Origin of the sequence: Limnohabitans rimovensis (SeqCode), from assembly GCF_965234775.1 — a bacterium.
In the GTDB taxonomy this organism is placed as follows: domain Bacteria; phylum Pseudomonadota; class Gammaproteobacteria; order Burkholderiales; family Burkholderiaceae_C; genus Limnohabitans; species Limnohabitans rimovensis.
In genome coordinates this window covers 1,106,175-1,130,101 of sequence record NZ_OZ248562.1, presented here as the reverse complement: position 1 = coordinate 1,130,101, position 23,927 = coordinate 1,106,175, and the positions used below count along the sequence as shown (strand labels likewise).

23 protein-coding genes and 1 tRNA gene are annotated in these 23,927 nt (G+C 60.2%); 15 read left to right on the top strand and 9 right to left on the bottom strand.

What is annotated here, in order from left to right; translation table 11 throughout:
- The 7 genes from lolA to AC8GFZ_RS05375 all read left to right on the top strand — a co-directional run bounded on the left by lolA (position 1) and on the right by AC8GFZ_RS05375 (position 6,498).
- Complete coding sequence (gene lolA, locus AC8GFZ_RS05405; protein ID WP_506643101.1) at positions 1 to 648, top strand: outer membrane lipoprotein periplasmic chaperone LolA; 648 nt, start codon at positions 1 to 3, stop codon at positions 646 to 648.
- A gap of 22 nt (positions 649 to 670) precedes the next feature.
- Positions 671 to 1,975 (top strand): replication-associated recombination protein A, encoded by a 1,305-nt coding sequence (locus AC8GFZ_RS05400; RefSeq protein WP_506643099.1) that lies wholly within the window; start codon positions 671 to 673, stop codon positions 1,973 to 1,975.
- A gap of 151 nt (positions 1,976 to 2,126) precedes the next feature.
- Positions 2,127 to 3,056, top strand: coding sequence for a branched-chain amino acid ABC transporter permease (locus tag AC8GFZ_RS05395; RefSeq protein ID WP_506643097.1), 930 nt, complete (start codon positions 2,127 to 2,129; stop codon positions 3,054 to 3,056).
- 11 nt (positions 3,057 to 3,067) lie between these two features.
- A complete protein-coding gene (locus tag AC8GFZ_RS05390; RefSeq protein WP_506643095.1) occupies positions 3,068 to 4,159 on the top strand; it encodes an ABC transporter permease subunit in 1,092 nt (363 codons plus the stop codon).
- Complete coding sequence (locus AC8GFZ_RS05385) at positions 4,156 to 4,926, top strand: ABC transporter ATP-binding protein (protein ID WP_506643093.1); 771 nt, start codon at positions 4,156 to 4,158, stop codon at positions 4,924 to 4,926. The genes AC8GFZ_RS05390 and AC8GFZ_RS05385 overlap by 4 nt, the downstream gene beginning before the upstream one ends.
- A gap of 1 nt (position 4,927) precedes the next feature.
- Complete coding sequence (locus AC8GFZ_RS05380) at positions 4,928 to 5,674, top strand: ABC transporter ATP-binding protein (RefSeq protein WP_506643091.1); 747 nt, start codon at positions 4,928 to 4,930, stop codon at positions 5,672 to 5,674.
- A 17-nt stretch (positions 5,675 to 5,691) separates the two neighbouring features.
- The gene (locus tag AC8GFZ_RS05375; RefSeq protein ID WP_506643089.1) at positions 5,692 to 6,498 is read left to right on the top strand and encodes a phytanoyl-CoA dioxygenase family protein; all 807 of its coding nucleotides are present in this window, start codon (positions 5,692 to 5,694) and stop codon (positions 6,496 to 6,498) included.
- Between the two features lie 81 nt (positions 6,499 to 6,579).
- Here the strand turns inward: AC8GFZ_RS05375 and AC8GFZ_RS05370 are convergent, their stop codons facing one another.
- Entirely contained in the window at positions 6,580 to 7,581 is a 1,002-nt protein-coding gene (locus AC8GFZ_RS05370; protein ID WP_506643087.1) for a Bug family tripartite tricarboxylate transporter substrate binding protein, read from the bottom strand.
- 23 nt (positions 7,582 to 7,604) lie between these two features.
- Positions 7,605 to 8,645, bottom strand: coding sequence for a CDP-6-deoxy-delta-3,4-glucoseen reductase (locus AC8GFZ_RS05365; RefSeq protein WP_506643085.1), 1,041 nt, complete (start codon positions 8,643 to 8,645; stop codon positions 7,605 to 7,607).
- Between the two features lie 44 nt (positions 8,646 to 8,689).
- Here AC8GFZ_RS05365 and AC8GFZ_RS05360 point away from each other — a divergent pair, with 44 nt between their 5' ends.
- Positions 8,690 to 9,628, top strand: coding sequence for a Rossmann-fold NAD(P)-binding domain-containing protein (locus tag AC8GFZ_RS05360; protein WP_506643083.1), 939 nt, complete (start codon positions 8,690 to 8,692; stop codon positions 9,626 to 9,628).
- Between the two features lie 60 nt (positions 9,629 to 9,688).
- On the opposite strand, the gene AC8GFZ_RS05355 is transcribed toward AC8GFZ_RS05360, so the two are convergent.
- Entirely contained in the window at positions 9,689 to 10,810 is a 1,122-nt protein-coding gene (locus tag AC8GFZ_RS05355; RefSeq protein ID WP_506643081.1) for an NADH:flavin oxidoreductase/NADH oxidase, read from the bottom strand.
- A 153-nt stretch (positions 10,811 to 10,963) separates the two neighbouring features.
- On the opposite strand from AC8GFZ_RS05355, the gene AC8GFZ_RS05350 reads away from it, so the two are divergent.
- From AC8GFZ_RS05350 to AC8GFZ_RS05335, 4 genes are read left to right on the top strand one after another with little or no spacing between them, the layout of a single operon-like run.
- Positions 10,964 to 11,434: a hypothetical protein gene (locus tag AC8GFZ_RS05350; protein WP_506643079.1), complete on the top strand. Its 471-nt coding sequence runs from the start codon at positions 10,964 to 10,966 to the stop codon at positions 11,432 to 11,434.
- Positions 11,435 to 11,437: 3 nt separating this feature from the next.
- Positions 11,438 to 12,040, top strand: a complete 603-nt coding sequence (locus AC8GFZ_RS05345) for an LON peptidase substrate-binding domain-containing protein (protein WP_506643077.1) — start codon at positions 11,438 to 11,440, stop codon at positions 12,038 to 12,040.
- Positions 12,041 to 12,061: 21 nt separating this feature from the next.
- Entirely contained in the window at positions 12,062 to 13,060 is a 999-nt protein-coding gene (locus AC8GFZ_RS05340) for a Bug family tripartite tricarboxylate transporter substrate binding protein (protein ID WP_506643075.1), read from the top strand.
- A 20-nt stretch (positions 13,061 to 13,080) separates the two neighbouring features.
- The gene (locus tag AC8GFZ_RS05335) at positions 13,081 to 14,415 is read left to right on the top strand and encodes an FAD-binding protein (RefSeq protein WP_506643073.1); all 1,335 of its coding nucleotides are present in this window, start codon (positions 13,081 to 13,083) and stop codon (positions 14,413 to 14,415) included.
- Between the two features lies 1 nt (position 14,416).
- Here the strand turns inward: AC8GFZ_RS05335 and AC8GFZ_RS05330 are convergent, their stop codons facing one another.
- The 4 genes from AC8GFZ_RS05330 to AC8GFZ_RS05315 form a co-directional block, all read right to left on the bottom strand.
- A complete protein-coding gene (locus AC8GFZ_RS05330; protein ID WP_506643071.1) occupies positions 14,417 to 15,427 on the bottom strand; it encodes a Bug family tripartite tricarboxylate transporter substrate binding protein in 1,011 nt (336 codons plus the stop codon).
- A gap of 36 nt (positions 15,428 to 15,463) precedes the next feature.
- A complete protein-coding gene (locus AC8GFZ_RS05325) occupies positions 15,464 to 16,051 on the bottom strand; it encodes a hydrolase (protein ID WP_506643069.1) in 588 nt (195 codons plus the stop codon).
- A gap of 22 nt (positions 16,052 to 16,073) precedes the next feature.
- A complete protein-coding gene (locus AC8GFZ_RS05320; RefSeq protein WP_506643067.1) occupies positions 16,074 to 18,056 on the bottom strand; it encodes an oxidoreductase in 1,983 nt (660 codons plus the stop codon).
- A gap of 113 nt (positions 18,057 to 18,169) precedes the next feature.
- Positions 18,170 to 18,257: transfer RNA gene (locus tag AC8GFZ_RS05315), tRNA-Leu, on the bottom strand.
- A gap of 35 nt (positions 18,258 to 18,292) precedes the next feature.
- On the opposite strand from AC8GFZ_RS05315, the gene cysM reads away from it, so the two are divergent.
- The 3 genes from cysM to AC8GFZ_RS05300 are packed head-to-tail and all read left to right on the top strand — an operon-like array spanning position 18,293 to position 19,966.
- Positions 18,293 to 19,195, top strand: coding sequence for a cysteine synthase CysM (gene cysM, locus AC8GFZ_RS05310; RefSeq protein ID WP_506643065.1), 903 nt, complete (start codon positions 18,293 to 18,295; stop codon positions 19,193 to 19,195).
- Positions 19,192 to 19,734 (top strand): NUDIX domain-containing protein, encoded by a 543-nt coding sequence (locus AC8GFZ_RS05305; RefSeq protein ID WP_506643063.1) that lies wholly within the window; start codon positions 19,192 to 19,194, stop codon positions 19,732 to 19,734. Before cysM ends, AC8GFZ_RS05305 begins: the two co-directional genes overlap by 4 nt.
- 4 nt (positions 19,735 to 19,738) lie before the next feature.
- On the top strand, positions 19,739 to 19,966 hold the full coding sequence (locus tag AC8GFZ_RS05300) for a sulfurtransferase TusA family protein (protein WP_506643062.1): 228 nt from the start codon (positions 19,739 to 19,741) through the stop codon (positions 19,964 to 19,966).
- A 43-nt stretch (positions 19,967 to 20,009) separates the two neighbouring features.
- On the opposite strand, the gene galU is transcribed toward AC8GFZ_RS05300, so the two are convergent.
- Both galU and AC8GFZ_RS05290 read right to left on the bottom strand, forming a co-directional pair.
- Positions 20,010 to 20,891: a UTP--glucose-1-phosphate uridylyltransferase GalU gene (galU, locus tag AC8GFZ_RS05295; protein WP_506643060.1), complete on the bottom strand. Its 882-nt coding sequence runs from the start codon at positions 20,889 to 20,891 to the stop codon at positions 20,010 to 20,012.
- A gap of 50 nt (positions 20,892 to 20,941) precedes the next feature.
- Positions 20,942 to 23,884 (bottom strand): valine--tRNA ligase, encoded by a 2,943-nt coding sequence (locus AC8GFZ_RS05290; protein WP_506643058.1) that lies wholly within the window; start codon positions 23,882 to 23,884, stop codon positions 20,942 to 20,944.
- Between the last annotated feature and the right edge of the window lie 43 nt (positions 23,885 to 23,927).

The window sequence follows — 23,927 nt, the reverse complement described above, 5'->3', positions numbered from 1 at the left end:
ATGCGCCGTTTTTTTGTGCTGATGGCGTGTTGGATGGTGTGCGCTGCCGCGCAGGCCGATGCCATGGACAGCCTGGGTGTATTTTTGAAAACCACACGCAGCGGGCGGGCTGATTTTGTGCAAACCGTCACTTTGCCATCCAAATCGGGTCAAGCGCCGCGCACCAAACAATCCAGTGGCGCATTTGCCTTCATGCGGCCCCAGCACTTCAGGCTCGACTATCAAAAGCCTTTTGCCCAATCCATCGTCGCCGATGGCAAAACCTTGTGGATTTACGACGCAGAACTCAAACAAGCCACGGCCCGTGCACAGGGCCAAGCCCTGGGGTCCACGCCGATGGCAGTGATCGCCATGGCCAGCGATGTGAGTGCCTTGCAAAAGGAATTTCAATTGCTGGCACAACCTGAACAAGATGGTTTGCAATGGGTGCAGGCCACCCCCGTGTCCAAAGATGCGGGCATGCAATCCATGCGCTTGGGGCTGCGGGTGTCTGGCACGGGCGTGCAGTTGGCGCGCTTGGAGATGGCCGACGCCATGGGGCAACGCTCGGTGCTGGTGTTTGACCGCATTGAAACCAATCCGGCAGGCTTGGGGGCATCTGGCTTTCAGTTCAGCCCACCTGCTGGCGTTGAAGTGCTCAGGCCCTGAGCACCTGGGTGCCCACCACCCCATGAGCACCTTGCCAACCCACACGCCCCTGGCCGAGCGTCTGCGCCCGCGCAGCTTGGGCGAGGTGATTGGTCAGCAGCAAGTGTTGGGCGAGGGCATGGCCCTGCGGGTGGCGTTTGAATCGGGCCAACCCCACAGCTGCATTTTGTGGGGGCCGCCGGGGGTGGGCAAAACCACCATCGCCCGTTTGATGGCCGATGCGTTTGACGCGCAGTTCTTGGCCATCAGCGCGGTGCTCGGTGGGGTGAAAGAAATCCGTGAAGCGGTGGACAAGGCGCTGGCTGAGCGCGATTCGCTGGCCCCCAAGCGCACCATTGTGTTTGTGGACGAGGTGCACCGCTTCAACAAAAGCCAGCAAGATGCTTTTTTGCCGCATGTGGAGTCCGGGCTGTTCACCTTCATTGGCGCCACCACCGAAAACCCTTCGTTTGAAGTGAACTCAGCCCTGTTGTCCCGGGCGGCGGTGTATGTGTTGCAGCCTTTGTCGGACATTGATTTGGCCCACATCATCGACAAAGCCCACGCCATCCAGGCCGTGCCCATCTTGGACGCCGATGCTCAAGCGCGATTGATCGCTTATGCCGATGGCGATGCGCGGCGCTTGCTCAATACCTTGGAAACCTTGGCGGTGGCGGCGCAGCATGAAAAGCTCGAACAGGTGAGTGATGCGTGGCTGATGAAGGTGTTGGGCGAGCGCATGCGCCGCTACGACAAAGGTGGCGAGCAGTTTTACGACACCATCAGCGCCTTACACAAATCGGTGCGCGGTTCCGACCCCGATGCCGCGTTGTATTGGCTGGTGCGCATGCTCGATGGCGGGGCCGAGCCCAAGTACATGGCGCGGCGCATGATCCGCATGGCCGCCGAAGACATTGGCTTGGCCGATCCGCGTGCACTGCGCTTGGCGCTGGACGCCGCTGAGGTTTACGAGCGCTTGGGCTCACCCGAGGGTGAGTTGGCCTTGGCCGAATGCATTGTGTATTTGGCGGTGGCACCCAAGTCCAACGCGGTGTACAAGGCCTACAACAGCGTGCGAAAACTCATCAAGGCCGATGGCACCCGCCCAGTACCGCTGCACCTGCGCAATGCCCCCACCGCCTTGATGAAAGACTTGGACTACGGCAAAGCCTATCGCTATGCCCATGACGAACCCGATGCGTTTGCCGCTGGCGAAAACTATTGGCCAGAGGGCATGACGCCGCCCACTTTGTACGAACCGGTGGAGCGGGGTTTAGAGATCAAAATTGCTGAAAAAATGCGATCTTTGCGAGAAACGAATCGCCAAGCCAGGGGCGCAAAAAAATAGCCACCCCAAAACCAGGGCATTGACCCCGGCGCAGCACTGCGTGTCTAGAATGGTTTGCAACCGGGGAGCCACCCAGCACACACCCGCTCACTTGCATGCAAATACATTGAACCGGTCTCACACCGCTGGCCACCATTTCTAATAAGACCGAATGGATATTTTCCTGCAGCAAATCATCAACGGCTTGGTCATCGGCAGCATGTACGCCTTGGTGGCGCTGGGTTACACCATGGTGTACGGCATCATCAACCTCATCAACTTCGCCCACGGCGAGGTGTTGATGGTGGGCGCGATCACCAGTTGGACTGCGATTGGCTGGATGAAGGAGGCTTCGCCCGACTCGCCGGCGGCCGTGGTCTTGTTGCTGGCTGTGTTGATCGCCTGTGTGGTCTCTGCGGCGCTGAACTATGCCATTGAGAAAATCGCTTACCGCCCCTTGCGCGACGCACCCAAACTTGCGCCCTTGATCACCGCCATTGGGGTCTCCATCTTGTTGCAGACCTTGGCCATGATCATTTGGAAGCCCAATTACAAGCCCTATCCCACCTTGCTGCCCTCTGAACCCATGGCCGTGGCCGGGGCGGTCATCACGCCCACCCAGTTGATGATTTTGTGTGTCACCGCCATTTCTTTGGCGGTGTTGATGTGGGTGGTCAATGCCACGCGCCTTGGCAGGGCCATGCGTGCCACGGCCGAAAACCCCCGCGTGGCCGCTTTGATGGGCGTCAAACCCGACACGGTGATTTCTGCCACTTTTGTCATGGGCGCGGTGTTGGCCGCCATTGCTGGGGTGATGTGGGCATCCAACTACGGCACGGTGCACCACCACATGGGTTTTTTGCCGGGCCTCAAAGCATTCACTGCTGCAGTTTTTGGCGGTATTGGCAATTTACCCGGGGCGGTGGTCGGTGGCTTGCTGCTGGGCTTGATCGAGTCGATTGGGTCAGGCTATATCGGCGCGCTGACCGGGGGGGTGTTGGGCAGCCAGTACACCGATATCTTTGCGTTTTTGGTGCTGATCGCGATCTTGACCTTGCGCCCCTCGGGTTTGCTCGGTGAGCGCGTAGCCGATCGGGCTTGAGGACGGCAGGCATGGGAATCCGAGTCACCTCTAAATCTCAGGCCTGGTTATGGGCCGTGGTGTTGCTGGCTTTTCCGCTGGTGCTGCAAAGCTTTGGCAATGCCTGGGTGCGCATTGCCGACATGTCTTTGCTGTATGTGATGTTGGCACTGGGCCTGAATGTGGTGGTGGGCTATGCCGGCTTGCTCGACCTGGGGTATGTGGCCTTTTTTGCGTTGGGCGCTTATTTGTACGGCTTGCTGGCTTCGCCCCATTTGCTCGAAGCCTTTCCGGCCTTGGTGGCGTGGTTCCCCAACGGCTTGCATTTGAGCTTGTGGGCGGTCTTGCCCATGGCGGCGGTGCTGGCGGCTTTTTTTGGCGCCTTGCTGGGTGCGCCCACCTTGAAGCTGCGCGGCGATTACTTGGCCATTGTGACTTTGGGCTTTGGTGAAATCATTCGGGTGTTCATGAACAACCTGGACCAACCCATCAACATCACCAATGGGCCCAAGGGTTTGGGTTCGATCGATGCGGTGTCTGTCCTGGGGCATCCCTTGTCCAAGCGACTCGACCTGGGCTTTATCGAATTGCCTTCGGTGACTTTGTACTACTACTTGTTTTTGGTTTTGGTCTTGGTCAGCATTTTTGTGTGCCATCGCATGGAGCGTTCGCGCATCGGTCGTGCTTGGATGGCCATCCGCGAAGACGAGGTCGCAGCCCGGGCCATGGGCATCCACACCCGTGACTTGAAACTGCTGGCCTTTGCCATGGGCGCTAGTTTTGGCGGTGTCGCTGGGGCCATGTTTGCGGCGTTTCAAGGCTTTATTTCACCTGAATCCTTCAGCCTGATGGAGTCGGTGATGATCGTGGCCATGGTGGTGCTGGGCGGCTTGGGCCATTTGCCAGGCGTGATTTTGGGTGCCGTGTTGTTGGCCGCTTTGCCCGAGGTGCTGCGCTTGATCGCAGCCCCCCTGCAACAACTCACTGGCGGGCGCTTTGACCCGGCGATATTGCGCCAATTGTTGATTGCCCTGGCCATGATCGGCATCATGCTGTGGCGCCCGCGTGGCCTGTGGCCAACCCCCGAACATGGCCAGTCAAGCTCAGGACAGAGGGCCCCATGAGCGAGGCGGTGCTGAATGTGCAAGGGGTGGGCAAGCGCTTTGGCGGCCTGCAGGCTTTGAGCGGTGTGGATTTGCGCATCGAGCGTGGCCAGGTCTATGGTTTGATCGGCCCCAACGGTGCGGGTAAAACCACGTTTTTCAATGTCATCACCGGCTTGTACACGCCCGACAGCGGCGTTTTTGAGTTGGGTGGCCAAACCTACGAGCCCAGCGCGGTGCACAAAGTGGCGCAAGCGGGGATTGCCCGCACCTTTCAAAACATCCGTTTGTTTGCCGAGATGACCGCTTTGGAAAACGTCATGGTCGCGCGCCATTGCCGCACCAGTGCTGGGGTATGGGGCGCCATTTGGCGCACGGCCCGTTTTCGTGCCGAAGAGGCCGACACTGCCGCGCGTGCGCAAGCCTTGCTAGAGTACGTGGGCATCGGCAACTACGCACCATTCAAAGCCCGCACCCTCAGTTACGGCGACCAACGCCGACTGGAAATTGCCCGCGCCCTGGCCACCGACCCGTTGCTCATCGCCTTGGACGAACCTGCGGCAGGCATGAATGCCACTGAAAAGCTGCAACTGCGCGCCTTGATTGACAAAATTCGCAACGACCATCGCACCGTGTTGCTCATTGAGCACGACGTCAAACTGGTCATGGGGCTGTGCGACCGGGTGACCGTGCTCGACCACGGCCAGCGCATCGCCGAAGGCACACCGGCGCAGGTGCAGCGCGATCCCCAGGTGATTGAAGCCTATTTGGGCACTGGGGCCCATTGACATGACGCAGCCAGCCCACAACGCATCGACCCCGGCCCAGGCCTTGTTGCAAGTGGAGCAACTGGTCCTGGCCTATGGCGGCATTGAGGCGGTCAAAGGCGTGGATTTGCAAGTCTTCCCCGGTGAGTTGGTGAGCCTGATTGGCTCCAACGGCGCAGGCAAAACCACCACCTTGAAAGCCATCGCCGGCGGTATGCCGGCCCAAGCGGGGCGCATTCATTACCAAGGCAGCGACATTGCCGGTTTGGGCGCGTGGGATTTGGTGCGTCAGGGCTTGTGCATGGTGCCCGAGGGGCGTGGCATTTTTGGCCGCATGACCATCATGGAAAACCTGCAAATGGGCGCTTACATCCGCGATGGTTCAGCCCAGATCCAAGCCGACATCGACCGCATCTTCACCACCTTCCCCCGCCTCAAAGAGCGACGCACCCAGCTGGCGGGCACCTTGTCCGGTGGCGAGCAACAAATGCTGGCCATGGGCCGCGCTTTGATGGCGCAGCCCACACTGCTGCTGCTGGACGAACCTTCCATGGGCTTGTCGCCTTTGATGGTGGACAAAATTTTCGAGGTGATCCAAGGCGTGGCAGCCCAGGGCATGACCATTCTTTTGGTGGAGCAAAATGCGCGACGGGCCTTGCAAATTGCCGACCGAGCCTATGTGATGGAATCGGGCCTGATCACATTGAGCGGCGCGGCCAAAAATTTATTAGACGACCCCAAAGTCCGAGCAGCGTATCTGGGTGAATGAGGTCCAAGGAGACAAACATGCGCGATTTTTTGAGTTCACAAGATATCACCGATTTCCAGACCCATGGTTGTCTGGTGCCCAGCTATCGGCTGGAACCTGAGGTGCTGTCCAAGGTGCAAAACGCCTTGGAAACCCTGCTGCGCGACAACCCCGGTGTGCGCCCTGAAAAACTGGTCAGCGCCCACATTGAAGGCAAAAACGATGAAGGCGTGCGCGGCAGCCAAGCCTTTTTGGACCTGGCCATGCACCCGCCGATCATCGATTTGGTGGAACAGTTGATCGGCCCCAACATTGTTCTGTGGGGCTGCCATGTGTTTTGTAAACCTGCGAGTGAAGGTTATGAAACCCCTTGGCACCAAGACGGTCACTATTGGCCCATCCGCCCCCTGGCCACTTGCACGGTGTGGGTGGCGTTGGACCCGAGCACCCGGGCCAATGGTTGTTTGCGGGTGATCCCAGGCTCGCACCAGGGCAAGCAGTTGCATCCCCATTTGCACGAAGACCGCACCGACTTGACCTTGAACCAACGCATGGCCGATGGCGTATTTGAGGAGTCGCAAGCGCTGGATTTGGAGCTGGAACCCGGTCAGATGTCGATGCACGATGTCTACATGATCCACGGCGCCAAGGCCAATACATCGGGGCAACGCCGCACCGGTGTGGCCTTGCGCTATATGCCTGCGAGTTCACACTTTGACCGCAGCCTCAAGCCGGTGGACGGACAGTCGGGCGTGCCGGTGAGTTTTGCCACCCGGCCACTGTGGTTGCTGCGCGGCAAGGATGTGTCTGGCCGAAACGACTTTGAGGTCGGTCATCGGCGCTGAGGGGAGCCGCCAGCGCGCATCGGTCTGTTCATGGCGCCAGGACGCAGAACTTAAAACCACCTCATGATCGGCTGGCTTGGCTCAGTCGACCTTGGCCCCGCTGGCCTTGACCACGGGCTCGTATTTGGCCAATTCGCTGGCCATGAAGCGACCAAAGCTTTCGCTGTCGCTGGGCACGGCCTCGGCCATCATTTGCGACCAACGCTCGCGCACCTCGCTGGAGCGCAAAGCTGCGACAAAGGCTTGGTTGAGTTTGGCCAATATGTCTTTGGGGGTGGCGGCGGGCGCCACCAGGCCCCACCAGGTATCGACGGAAAACCCGGGCAAAACTTCAGACAGAGCCATCACATCTGGCAGCATGGGGCTGCGTTGCGCAGTGGTCACGGCCAAGGCCAACAACTTGCCCGCTTTGATGTTGGCCGAAGCCGTGGCCAGGTTGTCAAAGTTAAAGTCCACCTGTCCGCTGAGCAAGGCCAGTTGCGCCGGGTTGCCGCCGTTGTAGGGGATGTGCACCGCAAAAATGCCTGCCCGGGCTTTGAACAGCTCGGCGGCCAAATGCCCGGCGCTGCCATTGCCGCCCGAACCCACATTGAGTTGACCGGGGTGGGCTTTGGCATAGGCCAAAAAGCTTTTCAACGAATCAATGTTCAGGCGTTTGGCGGTGTCGGCGTTCATCACCAGCACATTGGGCACCCGCACCATTTGGGTGATGGGCGCAAAGTCGCTGCTGGCCTTGTAGGGCATGCGGGCATACAACCAGGGGTTGACGGCATGGGTGGCAGTGGCGGCAATGCCAATGGTGAGTCCATCGGGCGCGGCCTTGGCGACGGCATCGGCACCGATGTTGCCGCCCGCACCAGGGCGGTTTTCGACGATCACCGTGCCCAGGCTGTCTTTGACCCGCTCGGCCAAAAACCGCGCGGTCACATCGATGGGGCCACCGGCGGCGTAGGGCACGATCAGCCGAATCGGCTTGCCCCCGGGTGCGGATTGTGCCCCGGCCAAACCCCAAGCCAACATCGCAAGGGCGATCAGCCAAGCCCGAGCCAGTCGAATGAGGCGCGCAGGATTTGTGATGGGCATGGTGGGGCTCCTGTTGTGTGTTGTCAGCTTTTGGCCTTGTCGGCCTCGGTGATGAAGGAATCGGCAAAAAACGAATCGCTGGGCAGGCCAGCCAAAGTGCAAAAGTCTTGCCGTGCCGAGTCCACCACGATGGGGGCGCCACAGGCATAGACCTGGTGGCCGCTGAGGTCGGCAAAGTCTTCCAGCACAGCGCGGTGCACAAAGCCGGTTCGGCCGGTCCAGGCGTCTTCGGGCAAGGCGTCGGAAACCACGGGCACATAGGTCAACCAGGGCAGGGCAGCGGTTTGCTCGCGCACCCAGGCGTCCATGTACAAATCGGACGGACGCCGCCCGCCCCAATATAAAGTGGTGGGGCGCTCAATGCCGGCATGGCGCATGTGCTCAATGATGGCCTTGATCGGGGCAAAACCGGTGCCAGAGGCCAAAAACACCAAGGGCTCCGGGTTGTCTTCGCGCAAGAAAAAGCTCCCCTGTGGCCCTTCAATGCGTTGAATTTCTTTTTCTTTCATCGCGCCAAACACATGGTCGGTGAATTTGCCACCCGGCATGTGGCGAATGTGCAGCTCCACGCTGGGGCTGCCTGCGACCAAGGTGTGCGGGGCATTCGCCATGGAGTAGCTGCGGCGCGCGCCATCGCGCAGCAAAAAGTCAATGTACTGTCCTGCGCGGAATTGGAAGCTGTCGTTGGCGGGCAATTGCAACTGGATCACCATCACATCGTGTGAAGCTTGGGCCATGCTGAGCACCCGCACTGGCATTTTGCGGATGGGGAAAGCGCCTTCCTCGACCACTTGGCGCGACTCCAGCACCAGGTCCGAGGTGGCCGTTGCGCGGCAGGTCAGCACATAGCCTTGTTCTTTTTCGGTGTCGCTCAAGGCCTTGCTTTGGTACTCGCTCATGACCAAATCACCGCTGATTTTTTTGCTTTTGCAAGATCCGCAGGCACCGTCTTTGCAGCCATAGGGCAGGCCAATGCCTTGGCGCAAGCCGGCGCTGAGCAAGGTCTCGTCGGCTTGGGCCGTGAAATGGCGGCCGCTGGGTTGGACCGTGACGCTGAAACTCATGTTTGGTTATCCTTGGGATTGAAATATTTGTAAAGTCTGCGATTTTGCCTTCAAACCAAACCCCGCTGGGCGCCTTGCCCGCCCGCTTTCGCCGCCAACGCTTGCTCATCGTTGGTTGTGGCGACGTGGGTCAGCGTTTGGCGCGGCTGACACCCGGCCCTTTGCGGGTGATGGCCTTGACCTCGACGCCTGATAACTGTGCCGTGCTGAGGCGACAGGGCATCATGCCTTTGTTGGGCAACCTGGATGACGCCCATAGCCTGCGCCGCTTGGCCGGTCTGGCCACGCGGATGGTGCATTTGGCGCCGCCACCCACCGAGGGTTGGTCGGACCCGCGCACCCTGGCCTTGATGCGCAGTTTGAATCGGCGCACCTGGCCGCGCAGTTGGGTCTATGGCTCCACCAGCGGTGTGTATGGCGATTGCCATGGCGCTTGGGTGCATGAATCGCAACCGGTCACCCCCTTCACCCCCCGGGCCTACCGCCGCGTGGATGCGGAAAAGCGCTTGCGCTGGCAGGGCAAAGGTACGGGCGTGCGCCAAGGGGTGCAGGCCAGCATTTTGCGCATCCCGGGCATCTATGCGTTGGACCGCGATGGGGGCACTCCCCAAGAGCGCTTGCGCAAAGGCACGCTGGTGTTGCAAGCCTCAGACGATGTCTATACCAACCACATCCATGCCGATGACTTGGCCCGCGCCTGCTGGTTGGCGCTGTGGCGCGGTCGACCGCAGCGGGTCTATCACGTGAGCGACGACAGCCAACTCAAGATGGGCGACTACTTTGACGTGGCCGCAGATATTTTTGGCTTGCCCCGCCCCAAGCGGGTGCCCCGTGACACGGCCAAAGACCAGTTGCCCTTGATGCTGCTGAGCTTCATGAGCGAATCCAGGCGCCTGGATAACACCCGCATGAAAGAAGAGTTGCGCTTGCGTTTGCGCTACCCCACGGTGCACACGGGCTTGCAGGCGGATGAACCCGTTTGAATGGGGTGCCCGGTGCGTCACACAGTACGCGCAGCGATGACAGACTTGTGGTGAAGCTTTTTAACGCATGCCCACTTTGGCGGTGCTGAAAATGTGCTGCGCCTCGCGGGGCATGCAGCGCCAGTAAGCGGGGGTGGCTTGTACTGAGCCTTTGAGCTCGGCGGCGGCTGCCCAAGCCCAGCGTGGGTTGTACAAAAAGCTGCGCGCGAAGGCGACCAAGTCCGCTTCTTGGTTGGCCACTATGGATTCGGCATGGGCGGCTTCGGTGATCAAGCCCACGGCAATGGTGGGCAGACCGGATTTATCTTTCACCATCTTGGCAAACGGCACTTGGTAGCCCGGAACCAAATTGATTTTTTGCTGCGGTGACACACCCCCTGAAGAAATGTGCATGAAGTTGGCCCCTGCCTGCTTGAGTCGCAACGACAAGTCGGCCGTTTCTTCGGCCGTCCAACCGCCCTCGACCCAGTCGGTGGCCGACAGCCGCATGCCCAAGCTGCCGCTGTAAACCTGGCGCACGGCTTCAAACACCTGCAAGGGAAAGCGAATGCGGTTTTCAAAACTGCCGCCAAAGTTGTCGCTGCGCTGGTTGGAGATGGGCGACAAAAATTCATGCAACAAGTAGCCATGGGCACCATGCAATTCGATGGCCTCAATGCCCATCTCTTGCGCCCGTTGAGCAGCGCGGACAAAGTCTTTCAGGATGCCGTCCAAGGCCGCTGGGCTGATCGCCTCGGGGGCGGGTTCGGTCGCGGTGATGGGCACGGCAGACGGGGCCTCGGGCCACCAACCGCCTTCGTTTTGGGGGATCAACTTGCCGCTGTTCCAAGGCACATGGCTGGATGCCTTGCGGCCCGCATGACCCAATTGGATGGACACCGGCACCGGTGGGGCCAGTCGGCGCGCCCGCCCCAGCACATCGGCCATGGCCTGGGCTGTGGCGTCGTTGTACAGGCCCAAGCAGCCTGGGGTGATGCGCCCGCGCTCAGACACAGCGGTGGCTTCGATGGTGAATAACCCGGCGCCACTGTTGAGCAAATTGCCCCAGTGCATCAGGTGCCAATCGCTGGCCAAGCCATCCACACAAGAGTATTGGCACATGGGGGCCACCACAATGCGGTTGGCCAACTTGAGGGGGCCGCGGCCAGAACCGAGTTCGAATTCGCTGAAAAGTGCGCTCACAAATCTCTCCAAGGGTATTGCGTGCCGAATGCTAGCTTGAATTGGCCGGGGGATCTGTCGTGGCAGCGACCTGACATGGCGAGCGGTTAGCATTCGCCCATGAAATGGATACGGTTGCTTTCATCGTGTTTTTGTCGGTCACCCGCAAGGCCCATGGCCAAACTTGGGTGGCTGGCCGTGGGCTTGGGGATCGGTGCCCCGGTCCAGTCTCAAGACAGCTCCACTGCACAGGACATTTGGGTCAACCCGGGTTTCGTTTCTTATCACTTCCCCAAGCATGGTTTGGGTTTCAATAACCTCAACACCGGTTTGGGTGCAGAGTGGCGCCAATCCAGCGAGGTATCCTGGTCTGGGGGCTTTTTTCACAACAGCGATTGGGCGCGCAGTTATTACGCCGGTGCATATTGGACGCCCTGGCAGTGGGCGGGTTGGCGTTGGGGCGCTTTTGTCGGCTTGATCAACGGCTACCCCCGAATGCTCGATGGCGGGGTATTCCCCTTTCTGACCCCGGTGGCCACCCGCGAGTGGGACCAATGGGGCGTGGGCATGAGCTTGTTGCCTGACTATGAAAACCGACTGCATGGGGCCTTCACCGTGCAAGTCAAATACAAATGGAAGCCATGACCGGTGACTGACCTGCCTTTGTTCCCCCTCAGCCAAGGCTTGCTGCCCCAAGGCTTACTGAACCTGCAAATCTTTGAGGTGCGATACCTCACCATGGTTCGCAACAGCCACAAAACGGGCACGCCGTTTGGCGTGGTCATGCTGGCCCAAGGCCAAGAGGTGCGACAAGCCGCCGCCACCGAGCGCCTGATGAACCACGGATGCTTGGCCCATGTGTCGGTCCTCGACGCAATCCAACCCAATTTATTGCGCGTGCAATGCGTGGGCGGTCAGCGGTTTCGCTTGGGTGAACATGAACAAGCCGCCAATGGTTTGTGGCACGCCCAGGTGACATTGTTGCCTGACGACCCAGCGACTGCGGTACCAGTGCAATTGCAATTTGCCGCTGACCAACTGCGTGAGTTGTCTGACCAATGGCTGGCGCGTGGCCTGGACCCAGACCAGTGGCCCTGGCGTGGCGATGCGGACTTTGGTGACAGTGCCTGGGTGGCGCACCGCTGGTTGGAGTTGCTGCCTCTGAGCCCCGCACAAAAACACAGTGCCATGCTCGAGGCAGATCCGGTGCAACGCTTGCAACGGGTCGCCGCGTGGCTCAAAACTTTTTAACCACAGCAAAGGTATTTATCCATGAAACAACGGCCGTCCCCTTCTCTGAGCAGGCGTTTGTGTTTGGGTCTGGCAGCCTCGGCCGTGGTGGCCCCAGGGCTGTGGGCCCAGACCTTTTCCGCCAAACCCATCCGTTGGGTGGTGGTGGCGCCAGCTGGTTCTTCGCTGGATGTGATTGCGCGCGCCATGCAAGACAAACTGCGCGAGCAATTGGGCACCCCCATCGTGATCGAGAACAAGCCCCAAGTGGGTGGCACGGCGGGCACCGCCGAGGTGGCGCAGTCGGCCCCCGACGGCCACACCTGGGTCATGTCCTTCAATGGTCCCTTGGCTTTTGCGCCGCACCTGTACCCGCGTTTGCCATATGCACCCTTGCGCGATTTGACGCCGGTGGTGTTGACCACTTCTCAACCCAATTTGATCGCCGTCAACGCCAGCTTGCCTGCCAACAACCTGCAAGAGCTGCTGGCCCTGTTGCGGGCCAATCCTGGCAAATACAACTTTGCATCGGTGGGCAATGGCAGCTCCTCCCACCTGTGCATGGAATACATCAAGGCCTTGAGCGGTACCTTTGCCGTGCACATTCCCTTCAATGGCGGGCCGCCTGCGGTGTTGGCCACTGTCGGTGGCGAAACCCACATGATTGCCGCTGTGCCGACCTTGCTGACCCCGCAGATCAAGGCCGGCCGGCTCAAAGCCATCGCGGTCACGGGTTTGCAACGCTACGGCCTCACCCCTGAGGTGCCCACTGTGAGCGACAGTGGTGAGCCCAGCTTGAAGGGCTTTGAGGCCATTGCCTGGAACGGTGTGCTGGTGGCGGCTGCCACCCCCAGGCCCTTGGTGGAGCGCATCAATGCCGCCATCAACCTGGCCTTGCAAGACGAATCGGTGCGCCAGCGCTTGCAAGCCGCTGGTTTGGAGCCTGCGGGCGGTACACCTGAAAAATTCTCCCAACTCATGCGCGATGAATCGGCCAAATGGCTGCCCATCATTCGCCGCTCCGGCGCGACCCTAGGCTGATGCGCACCTGGGGTGTGGGCATGGATGACTTTGATCTGGTGGTTTTGGGGGCAGGTGCCGCTGGCATGATGGGTGCGCTGGCTGCGGCCCAGCGCGGTTTGCGGGTGTTGTTGGTCGACCCCCACATGGACCACCCCAACAACCTGGCCATCAGCGGTGGTTTGTTTCCAGGGGCGGGTTCGGCCTTGCAAACTCAAGCAGGTGTGAAAGACAGCCCCGATCATTGGCTGGCTGATTTGCGCGCCTTCGCTGGCGACAGCGTGAACGAGCGCATTGCCACATCGGTGGCCCAGGCTTTGCCCGAGGTGGTGGATTTTCTAACCCGCGAATTGAATGCGCCCATCCATTTTTTGCCTGATGTGGTCTCGACCGGGCACCACGAATGCCGTTTCCACAGCACCCTGCCGGCCAGTGGCGCCGCATTGCACCAGTGCTTGCGCCAACAAGTCCAAGCCCATGAACTCATCCATTTGTGCCCGCGTCCGGTCACGGTGGTGCCCGTGGGCACGGGGTTTGAAGGCACGGACGGTACCAGCCGATGGCGTGCGTCGCATGTGATGTTGGCGGGTGGCGGTTTTGGCGCCCATCCCACATGGGTGGCGCAGCACATCCCGGCCATGCGTGGGGCGCTCTACAACGGGGCTGACCACAACGACGGCAGCACCATCGCGTTGGGTTTGGATTGGGGCGGTCAGTTGTGGGGGATGGATGGTTTTCAAGGGCAAGGCCATACCAACCCTGGTGGCCGCACGCGATTGGGCATGGCCATTCCTGCCATGGGCGGCATTTTGGTCAACCGACACGGCCAGCGCTTTGTGCGCGAAGACATCGGCCCATCGGCCTTGGCCCCGTGGGTGATGGCCCAACCGGGTGGCGTGGCCCTGGAGGTTTTTGACAGCCACATCGAGGCGGGATTGACCCAACATTCCGCTTATCAAGCCGCTTTGCAGGCTGGCCAGGTGATGCGTGCCGACGATGTGTCGACCTTGGCTGCTTTGGCCGGGGTTGACCCGATGGGTCTGCAAGCCACCCTCAGCGCGGTGCAGGACATGACCCGGGGGCAGGCCACCGATCCCCTGGGTCGAACCCAATTTGCCCGCTCACTGAATGCGCCGTATTTGGCCTCCTGGGTCACCGGGGCTTTGTCGCACACGCAAGGGGGTTTGGTCACCGATGGCGATGGCCGTGTGCTCAACGCGCAAAACCATTGGGTGCGCGGCGTGTGGGCCGCAGGGGGGTGCGCAGCAGGTTTGTCTGGGCGCGGTGCAGAAGGCTATTTGCCGGGCAACGGCTTGGCCCAATCGTTTGGATTGGCCTGGCGCATGGCCCAGGCCTTGGGGTCACCTGCGGCCTGACTCACTCCATGGTGGCGCCCGAAATCTCCACCGCGCGCTTGAATTTGTCCAACTCTTTGCGGTGAAATGCCGCGCTTTCTGCTGGGGTGCTGCCCACCGGGGTCACGCCCAGGGCGTCGAGTTGTTGGCGCACTTGGGGGTCGGTCAAGGCTTTGGCCACTTCGGCTGAGATGCGCTGCACCACGGCGGGCGGGGTGCCAGCGGGGGCCATCAGCAGCACCCAAGCGGTGGCGTCAAAGCCTGGAATGAACTCGGCCATGGACGGCAAGTCTGGGAATTGGGGTGAGCGCTTGTTGGAGGTGACCGCCAAGGGGCGCACATTGCCACCACGGATCAAAGGTGACATCGAGGGCAAACCACCCACCGTGACTTGCACGTCGCCGGCCATCATGGCTTGCGTGGCCAAGGAGTCACCCCGGTAGCTGACGTGGGTGATTTTCAGGCCCGCGTCGGCACGGATCAGCTCCATCACCAGGTGCGAGGTCGAGCCTTGGCCGGAGGATGAGTACGCCATTTTGTCGGGCTGGGCTTTGACCGCGGTGACAAACTCATTGAAATTTTTGAACGGTTGCTTGGGGCTGGTGGTGACCACTTGCGGGAAGGACACCAGCACCGAGATGGGCACAAAGTCTTTCAGTGCGTCGTAGGGTAATTTTTTGAACAACCAGGGGTTGATCGCCATGGTGCCCGGCGAGCCCAGCAGCAATGTGTAGCCATCGGGCTTGGCGCGGGCGGCAAAGTCAGTGCCGATGTTGCCGCTGGCCCCGGTTTTGTTGTCCACGGTGATGCCTTGTCCGGTGTTGGCCGCGATTTTTTGGGCGATCAAGCGGCCCACCACGTCCACCGAAGAACCCGCCGAAAACGGGTTGATCAACACCACGGGGCGGGTCGGCCAGTCGGTGCTTTGGGCTTGGGCCGCCAACGCCATGCTGGCGCATGCCAGGGTGGCGACGGCCTGGGCGAAGCGGGTCAGGGCTGGGGTCAGCCCCCATGGGGTTTGGGTGGTGTGCATGGAGTCTCCTTTCAAGCTGTCAGAGAGGGTAGTGGGTCAATGGCCAGCCAGCGCGGCCACCACCTCGGCGGTGCTGCGCGTGAGACCAATGCGGGGGAAGGTGAACTTCAAGGTGTTGGCGTGGGCCTCGGCCGAGGGGCTGGCCATGGCGTCAGACACAAACACCTGGTGGTAGCCGCGCTCATAGGCGTCGCGTGCGGTGGATTCCACGCCCACGTTGGTGCTGATGCCTGCCAGCACGATGGTGCGAATGCCGCGGCGGCGCAATTGCAGGTCCAATTCGGTGCCGTAAAACGCACCCCATTGCCGTTTGGTGATGTGCAAATCGCTGGCTTGCGCGCCGGCGGCATCCACCACGGTAGACCAATTGGCCGGTTTGGCCGCGGCCGGCGGGGGCATGGCGTCGGCCAGGGGGGCCAGGGCATCTTGCGCGCCCAAAGTGCCCACGGTCACCCACACCACGGGGGCCTGCGCGGCGCGAAAAGCATCGGCCATTTTCTTGGCTTGTGCGACCACCGTGCTGCTGGGCTGGGGATGCACATCCATGGCCACGATGCCGTGCTGCAAGTCGATCAGCACCAAGGCCGTGGTTTTCGGGTCTAGGGACAAAGTGGGGTTGCTCATTTAAAAATCCTTTATCAAAAAGTCACACATGCATGCCCGCTTCGTGCCCCTCGGCGGTGGCCGACAAAGTGTCTCGGGCGATCTTACAGTCGCCCACCAAGCGCACGCTGAGGCCTGCGGCCAGCAGACCTTGGTGCAGTTCATCACGGGGACGGCGAGGTGAGGCGTAGGCAAAAAAAGCCACATCGTGAATGTCGTGCAATGGGCCGCCAAAGACGCTGCGGTATTGCAGGCAGGCTTCGTTTTCAAAGCGTTCTGTCCATACCGGATCGACCCAGGTTTTGACTTCAATGCCACGCTCAGCAAATCGGCGGTGGATGCGTTGGCGCATCACCAACACCACCTCTTCGGCAATGGTCTCGCGCGGTGACAGCACGACCACGCGATCAAAGCGGTCGCGCAAATACTCAGCCGCCGCGTAAGTGCCTTCGGTTTGGTCCAGGTCGTAAATCACGGCGGTGCCCGACAGCGGGCCGCGGTGGGTCAGCAACTCGGCCATGGCTTGGCGCAGATCCGGCACCATGCCCAGGTTTTGCAATTCAGCGGGCAGGTCTTGCGGCCAAGTCATTTGGGCACCGGTGGCCAGCACCACCGTGTCGGGTTGCCAAGCCAGCACATCGCCAGCAGTGGCCATGCGGCCCAGTTGAAAACCCACGCCCAAGCGCTGAGCGGTGATCCATTGGTGGTCGTAAATGCTCGACATGGACTCACCCAGGGGCAGTTGTGCCATCAAGCGCGTTTTGCCCCCCACCTCGGCAGAGCTGCCCCAGACCATCACTTGATGGCCGCGTTGCGCGGCCGTGACAGCCGCCTGCATGCCGGCGATGCCCGCTCCCACCACAGCCACTTTGCGCACCTGGGCAGCCGGTGCCAGGCGTTCATCCAGTTCGTCGGCCTGGGCCAAGCGCGGGTTGTTGTCGCAGCCCATGTGGCGGTTGTTGTTGATGGTTTTCCAGCAGGTGTTGCAAGAGACGCAGTAGCGGATGTCGCTGGCCCGACCGGCCTGGGCTTTTTGCGGCCATGCCGGGTCAACGATCAAGGACCGGCCCAATCCAATCATGTCGGCGTCGCCGCGTGCCAAGATGGCTTCGGCCTCGGCGGGGTCGGTGATACGGCCAAGACCCATCACCGGCACGGTGGGTGTCCAGGCTTTGAGTTCGCGGATCAAGCCCATATAGGTCTGGCGCGGGTAGCTGTCGTCGGGCAGGTGCATTTCCAAACTGCGGTGGTGAGAGCCTTGGCAATAGGTCAGGTAATCCACGCTCACGGCTGCCACCAAGGCCTGGGCGATTTCGCCTGCCTGCTGCAGCGCAATCCCCCCAGGCACGCCGTCGTCGCCAGGCAACTTCACGCCAATGATGAAACCGGTCCCACACAGTTCGCGCACAGCGTGGCAGGTGTCGGCCAAAAACCGCAAGCGCCTCAACGCATCGCCGCCATAGGCGTCATCGCGCTGGTTGGAGCGGGGGGACAAAAACTGGTGAAACAAATGCCCGTGGCCTGCCGACACCTCGATGCCGCCAAAGCCACAGGCTTGCATGCGCAGGCACGATTGCGCGGTGTGCTCGATAAATCGCGCAATCTCGTCCACACCCATGGCGCGGGGCATGGAGTAGCTCAGGTCATCGGGCAAGGGCGATGCGCCCAAGGCTTGGTAGGTTCGCCCCGGCACATGGCGGCCCCGTCCTGTGTCTTGGACCTGACCGATCAACACACTGTCGTGGGCGCGTACCCCGTCGGCCAATCGGCGCAAATCACCCACCATGCTGTCATTGAAAGCACACAAGCGCTCGGGGCCGTGGTGGGGCGCGATGCCGATGGGATCGGTCACCACCATGGCCGCACCCCCTTTGGCACGGTTCACGTAGTAGTGCAAATAGCGTGGGTGCAGGCCTTGGTGGGCACCAAACCGGGGTGAAATGGAGGCGTGGGTGATGCGGTTTTTCAGTTGTTGCCCAGCCAATATTTGTGGGCTGAACAGTAAGGGGTAGGGGGTTTCATCCATGGGCAATGGCATTTAAGCGAGGCACTTTACCCCAGCCTTTGGGTGCATGGTCCCCTCAAATACCCGCAGATCCAATGAAAAAACCAGCCCTTTTGGGGCTGGTTTTTCATGAGTGGTGCCGGAAGCCGGAATCGAACCGGCACGGTGTTTTGCACCGGCAGATTTTGAATCTGCTGCGTCTACCAATTTCGCCACTCCGGCAGGAGGGAGAGGGGGAATTATGGCACAGTGCGGGGATGACATATCCAACCATTGAAGACGCGATCGGCCACACCCCTTTGGTGGCCCTGCAACGCATCGGTGCTCAACACAATGCCGATCGAGGCAATGTGATTTTGGGCAAGCTCGAAGGCAACAACCCGGCTGGCTCGGTCAAGGACCGACCGGCCTTGTCGATGATCCAGCGCGCCCAAGAGCGGGGAGACATTCGACCGGGTGACACCTTGATCGAGGCCACATCCGGCAACACCGGCATTGCGCTGGCCATGGCCGCGGCGATCAAGGGCTACCGCATGGTGCTCATCATGCCCGAGGACTTGTCCATCGAGCGGGCGCAAACCATGAAAGCCTTCGGCGCCGAATTGATCTTGACGCCCAAGAGTGGTGGCATGGAGTACGCCCGCGATTTGGCTGAAAAAATGCAAGCCGATGGCAAGGGTCGCGTGCTCGACCAGTTTGGCAATGCCGACAACCCCCGGGTGCATTTTGAAACCACTGGCCCCGAGATTTGGGATCAAACCCAAGGGCGCGTGACCCACTTTGTCAGCGCCATGGGCACCACCGGCACCATCACCGGTGTGGGCCGCTACCTGAAGCAAAAAAATCCCCTAGTGCGCATCATTGGGGCCCAACCCAGCGAGGGTTCGCGCATCCCTGGTATTCGCAAATGGCCCGAGGCTTACTTGCCTTCCATTTACGACCCCTCGGTGGTGGACGAATTGATGCTGGTGAGCCAAGCCGATGCAGAGAACATGTGTCGGCAATTGGCCCGCGAAGAAGGCATTTTTGCGGGCATTTCTGCCGCGGGTGCTTGCTGGGTGGCACAACAAGTGGCCCAGCGCGAACGCAACGCCACGGTGGTGTTCATTGTGTGTGATCGGGGCGACCGTTATTTATCCACCGGGGTGTTTCCAGCATGAGCCCATTTCAATTTTGTCCGCAATGTGCCACGCCCCTTCAGGCCATCACCCAAGATGAGGATGGTGGGCCCAAACAACGCCTGCGCTGCCCTGCTTGCCAATGGACGCACTGGAACAACCCCACCCCCGTGTTGGCGGCCATTGTTCAGTACCAAGGCAAAATTTTGCTGGCGCGCAATGCGGCTTGGACGGGGCGGCGCTTTGCCTTGATCACCGGATTTATGGAGGCCGGCGAATCTCCGCAAGAGGGTATTGCCCGAGAGATCAATGAAGAAACCAATTTGCACACCACGGCCTTGAGCTTGGTGGGGGTTTATGACTTTCAGCGCATGAACCAAGTCATCATTGCCTACCACGCTGTGGCCGAGGGAGAGGTTAAACTCTCGCCCGAATTGGCGGAGTACAAGTTGTATGAACCCAAAGATGTGATTTGTTGGCCTGCGGGCACCGGTTTTGCAGTGGGTGACTGGCTGCGCACGCAGGGAATAGAACCGCGCTTCATGACCTGGGAAGAGCGGGCCGCTCAAAGTTTGGAATGAATTCATGCTGATCGATCAAGAACTCGACACCCGTGGGCTGAATTGCCCCTTGCCCATTTTGAAAGCCAAAAAGGCTTTGACCGGCATGCAAAGCGGTCAATTGCTCAAGGTGATTTCCACCGACCAAGGGTCATTGCGCGACTTCGCTGCATTCGCCAAACAAACCGGCAATGAGCTGCTCGAGCAGCAAACTGTGGGCAATGAATTCATCCACACCTTGAAGCGCCGCTGATGCGTTTGCTTGACACCACACCCGCCATGGGTGTTTGGGCGTTTTAGATTTTCAATTGCTTCAAATACGCCGCAAAAGCGGGCCCCTCTTGCGGGTGGGTCAAGCCCAACTCCACGGTGGCCTGTAAAAAACCCAGCTTGCTGCCGCAGTCGTAGCGCACGCCTTGGTATGGGTAGCCCCAGACTTTTTCTTGGCCAATCAAGCCGGCAATGCCATCGGTGAGTTGGATTTCACCGCCAGCGCCCCGTCCGCCAGCACGGATGCGGTCAAACACCGATGGGCTCAAGATGTAGCGACCTGAAACCGCCAAGCGCGAGGGGGCTTTGTCGGGCGCAGGTTTTTCCACCATTTGCCGCACATCGACCAAACCATCGGCTTGGGTTGAGCCGGCCACGATGCCGTAGCGGTTGACTTGGTCCAGGGGCACTTCTTGCACCGCCAAAATCGACCCGCCGTGCTGGGCATGGACCTGGGCCATTTGTTGCAGCACACCGGGACCGCTGGACAAGCCGCGCATCAGGTCGTCGGCCAACAAAACCGCGAACGGCTCATTCCCCACCAAGGCCTCGGCGCACAGCACCGCGTGGCCCAGGCCCAGGGCATTTGATTGGCGCACATAAGAGCACACCATGTCAGCCGGTTGTACGCTGCGCACCACATCGAGCAAGGCACTCTTGCCAGCGGCCTGCAACTCGGACTCAAGTTCGTAAGCGGTGTCGAAATGGTCCTCAATGGCCCGTTTGCTGCGCCCGGTGACAAAAATCATGTGGCGGATGCCCGCCTCGTAGGCTTCTTCGACGGCATATTGGATCAGCGGCTTGTCCACCACCGGCAACATTTCTTTGGGACTGGCTTTGGTGGCGGGCAAAAAGCGCGTGCCCAGGCCAGCGACGGGAAATACAGCTTTTTGCAAGGCTTGTTTCATGGTGGGTGTGGGTGTTGAAAATCAATGTGCTGGTGCATGTGCGAGGCGTGTCAACCCAAGCGTTTGAGCTGATCTTCCACCTTCTGCAAGGTCGCCTCAAAGTCGGCCACCCGTTGGCGCTCTTGGGCGATCACCGCTGGCGGTGCTTTGGCGACAAAGGCCTCGTTACTGAGTTTGCCGTGGGCTTTGGCAATTTCGTTTTGCAGCCTGGCCACTTCTTTGCCCAAGCGAATTTTTTCGGCGGCCACATCCACCTCAATGAACAGGCACATGCGGGTGTCACCCACCACGGCCACCGGTGCGGCTTGGGCGGCGGCTTGCCATGCGGCCTCGTCGTCAAATACTTTCACATCGCTGAGTTTGGCCAGCGCTTGCAAAACCGATGCATTGGCACGCATGAATTCGGCATTGCCCAAAGCAAACAAGGGCATGCGGGTGGAGGGCGAGACGTTCATCTCACCGCGCAAATTGCGGCAGGCATCGACCAATGATTTCAATTGATTCACATTGGCAATGGCTTGCTCGTCCACTTTGTTCATCTGCGCTTCGGGGTAGCGTGAGATGCTCACCGACGCGCCGCCCAAGCCCGCCACAGGTGCGACTTTTTGCCACAGCTCTTCGGTGATGAAGGGGATGATGGGATGCGCCAAGCGCAACACGGCTTCCAAGGTGCGAATCAAGGTGCGTCGCGTCGCGCGTTGCTCGGCAGGGCCGCCGGTTTGGATTTGTACTTTGGCGATTTCCAAATACCAATCGCAGTACTCGTTCCACACAAATTCATAAATGGCCGTGGCCACATTGTCCAAGCGGTACTCTTCAAAACCTTTGGCGACATCGGCTTCGGCTTGTTGCAGCACGGATGAAATCCAGCGGTCGGCTTGGCTGAACTTCATGTATTGGTAAAATGGGCCTGCGGGAACGGAGTTGCCGTTTTCATCGGTGCGCGGAGGTGCGCATTCGGCCTTGGTGTGTTCCTTGAGGCCGCAGTCTTGGCCTTCGCAGTTCATCAACACAAAGCGGGTGGCGTTCCACAATTTGTTGCAAAAGTTGCGATAACCCTCGCAGCGCTTGCTGTCAAAGTTGATGCTGCGGCCCAAGCTGGCCAAGGCCGCAAAGGTGAAGCGCAACGCATCTGCGCCATAGGCAGGGATGCCCTCGGGAAATTCTTTTTGCGTGTTCTTGCGCACCTGCGGCGCGGTCTCGGGTTTGCGCAAGCCTTGTGAGCGTTTGTCCAGCAGGGGTTCGAGCGCAATGCCGTCGATCAAATCGACGGGATCGAGCACATTGCCTTCCGACTTGCTCATCTTCTTGCCCTGCGCATCGCGCACCAAGCCGTGGATGTACACATGCTTGAACGGTACCTTGCCCGTGAAGTGCGTGGTCATCATGATCATCCGCGCCACCCAGAAGAAGATGATGTCGTAGCCGGTCACCAAGACGCTGGAGGGCAGGTACAAATCGCCATCGGATGTTTTGTGGGGCCAACCCATGGTGCTGAACGGCACCAACGCGGACGAGTACCAGGTGTCCAACACGTCTTCGTCGCGGCGCAAAGTTTTGCCAGGCGCTTGGGCTTGCGCATCGGCTTCGTTGTGCGCCACATAGACCTTGCCGTCTTCGTCGTACCAAGCGGGAATTTGGTGGCCCCACCAGAGTTGGCGGCTGATGCACCAATCGGTGATGTTGTTCATCCACTGGTTGTAGGTGTTGACCCAGTTCTCAGGCACAAATTTCACTTCGCCCGACTGCACCGCGTCGATGGCTTTTTGCGCGATGCTTTTGCCGGTGGGATCTTGCGGGCTGACTTGGTTCATGGCGACAAACCATTGGTCGGTCAGCATGGGTTCCACCACTTGGCCGGTGCGGGCGCAAATGGGCAGCATCATTTTGTGCGGCTTGATCTCGAGTAACAAACCTTGGGCTTGTAAATCGGCGTTCACCGCTTTGCGGGCGGCAAAACGGTCCAGGCCTTGGTAAGCAGCGGGGCCGTTCTCGTTGACCTTGGCGTCCAAGGTGAAGATGGTGATCAGCGGCAGGTTGTGGCGTTGTGCACAAGCGTAGTCGTTGAAGTCGTGGGCGCCGGTGATCTTCACGCAGCCCGAGCCGAATTCGCGGTCCACGAAGTCATCGGCAATGATGGGGATTTGGCGGTCGCACAAGGGCAGGTCCACCATCTGACCGACCAGATGTTTGTAACGCTCGTCCTCGGGGTGAACCGCCAACGCGCCATCGGCCATCATGGTCTCGGGGCGGGTGGTGGCAATCGTCATGCCTTTTTGCATCACGCCGTCAATCAACTGCGGTCCCTTGGCAAATGGGTAGCAGATGTAGTGCATCTGCCCATCGGATTCGGTGGCTTCGACTTCCAAGTCCGACACCGCGCTCATCAGCACCGGGTCCCAATTGACCAAGCGCTTGCCACGGTAAATCAAACCTTGTTGGTAAAGCTTGACAAAGGTGTCGGTGACCACGGGGGACAACTTGTCGTCCATGGTGAAGTACTCGCGGCTCCAGTCCACGCTGTCGCCCATGCGGCGCATTTGTTGGGTGATGGTGTTGCCCGATTGCTCTTTCCATTCCCACACTTTGGCAATGAAATTTTTACGCGCCACATCAGGTGTGGGCCCCATGTCGTGTCGGCTGATGCCTTGGGCTTGCAATTGGCGCTCCACCACGATTTGGGTGGCAATGCCTGCATGGTCGGTGCCGGGCACCCACAGGGTGTTGAAACCCTTCATGCGGTGGTAGCGCGTCAAGCTGTCCATGATGGTCTGGTTGAACGCATGACCCATGTGCAGCGTGCCGGTCACGTTCGGTGGCGGCAACTGGATGGCGAAAGCTGGTTGCTCTGCTTGGGGCTGGCCTGTGCCACGAAAACCCGCCACGCCGTAGCCGCGCTTTTCCCACTCAGGCCCCCAATGGGCCTCGAGGGCGGCGGGTTCAAAAGATTTGGACAGGCTGTCTAAGCCGGGTTGCGCGGAGGGGGTGCTCATAGGGGGGCTGGAGTGTTCATGGCCCAGGATGGGCGCAGGTGCG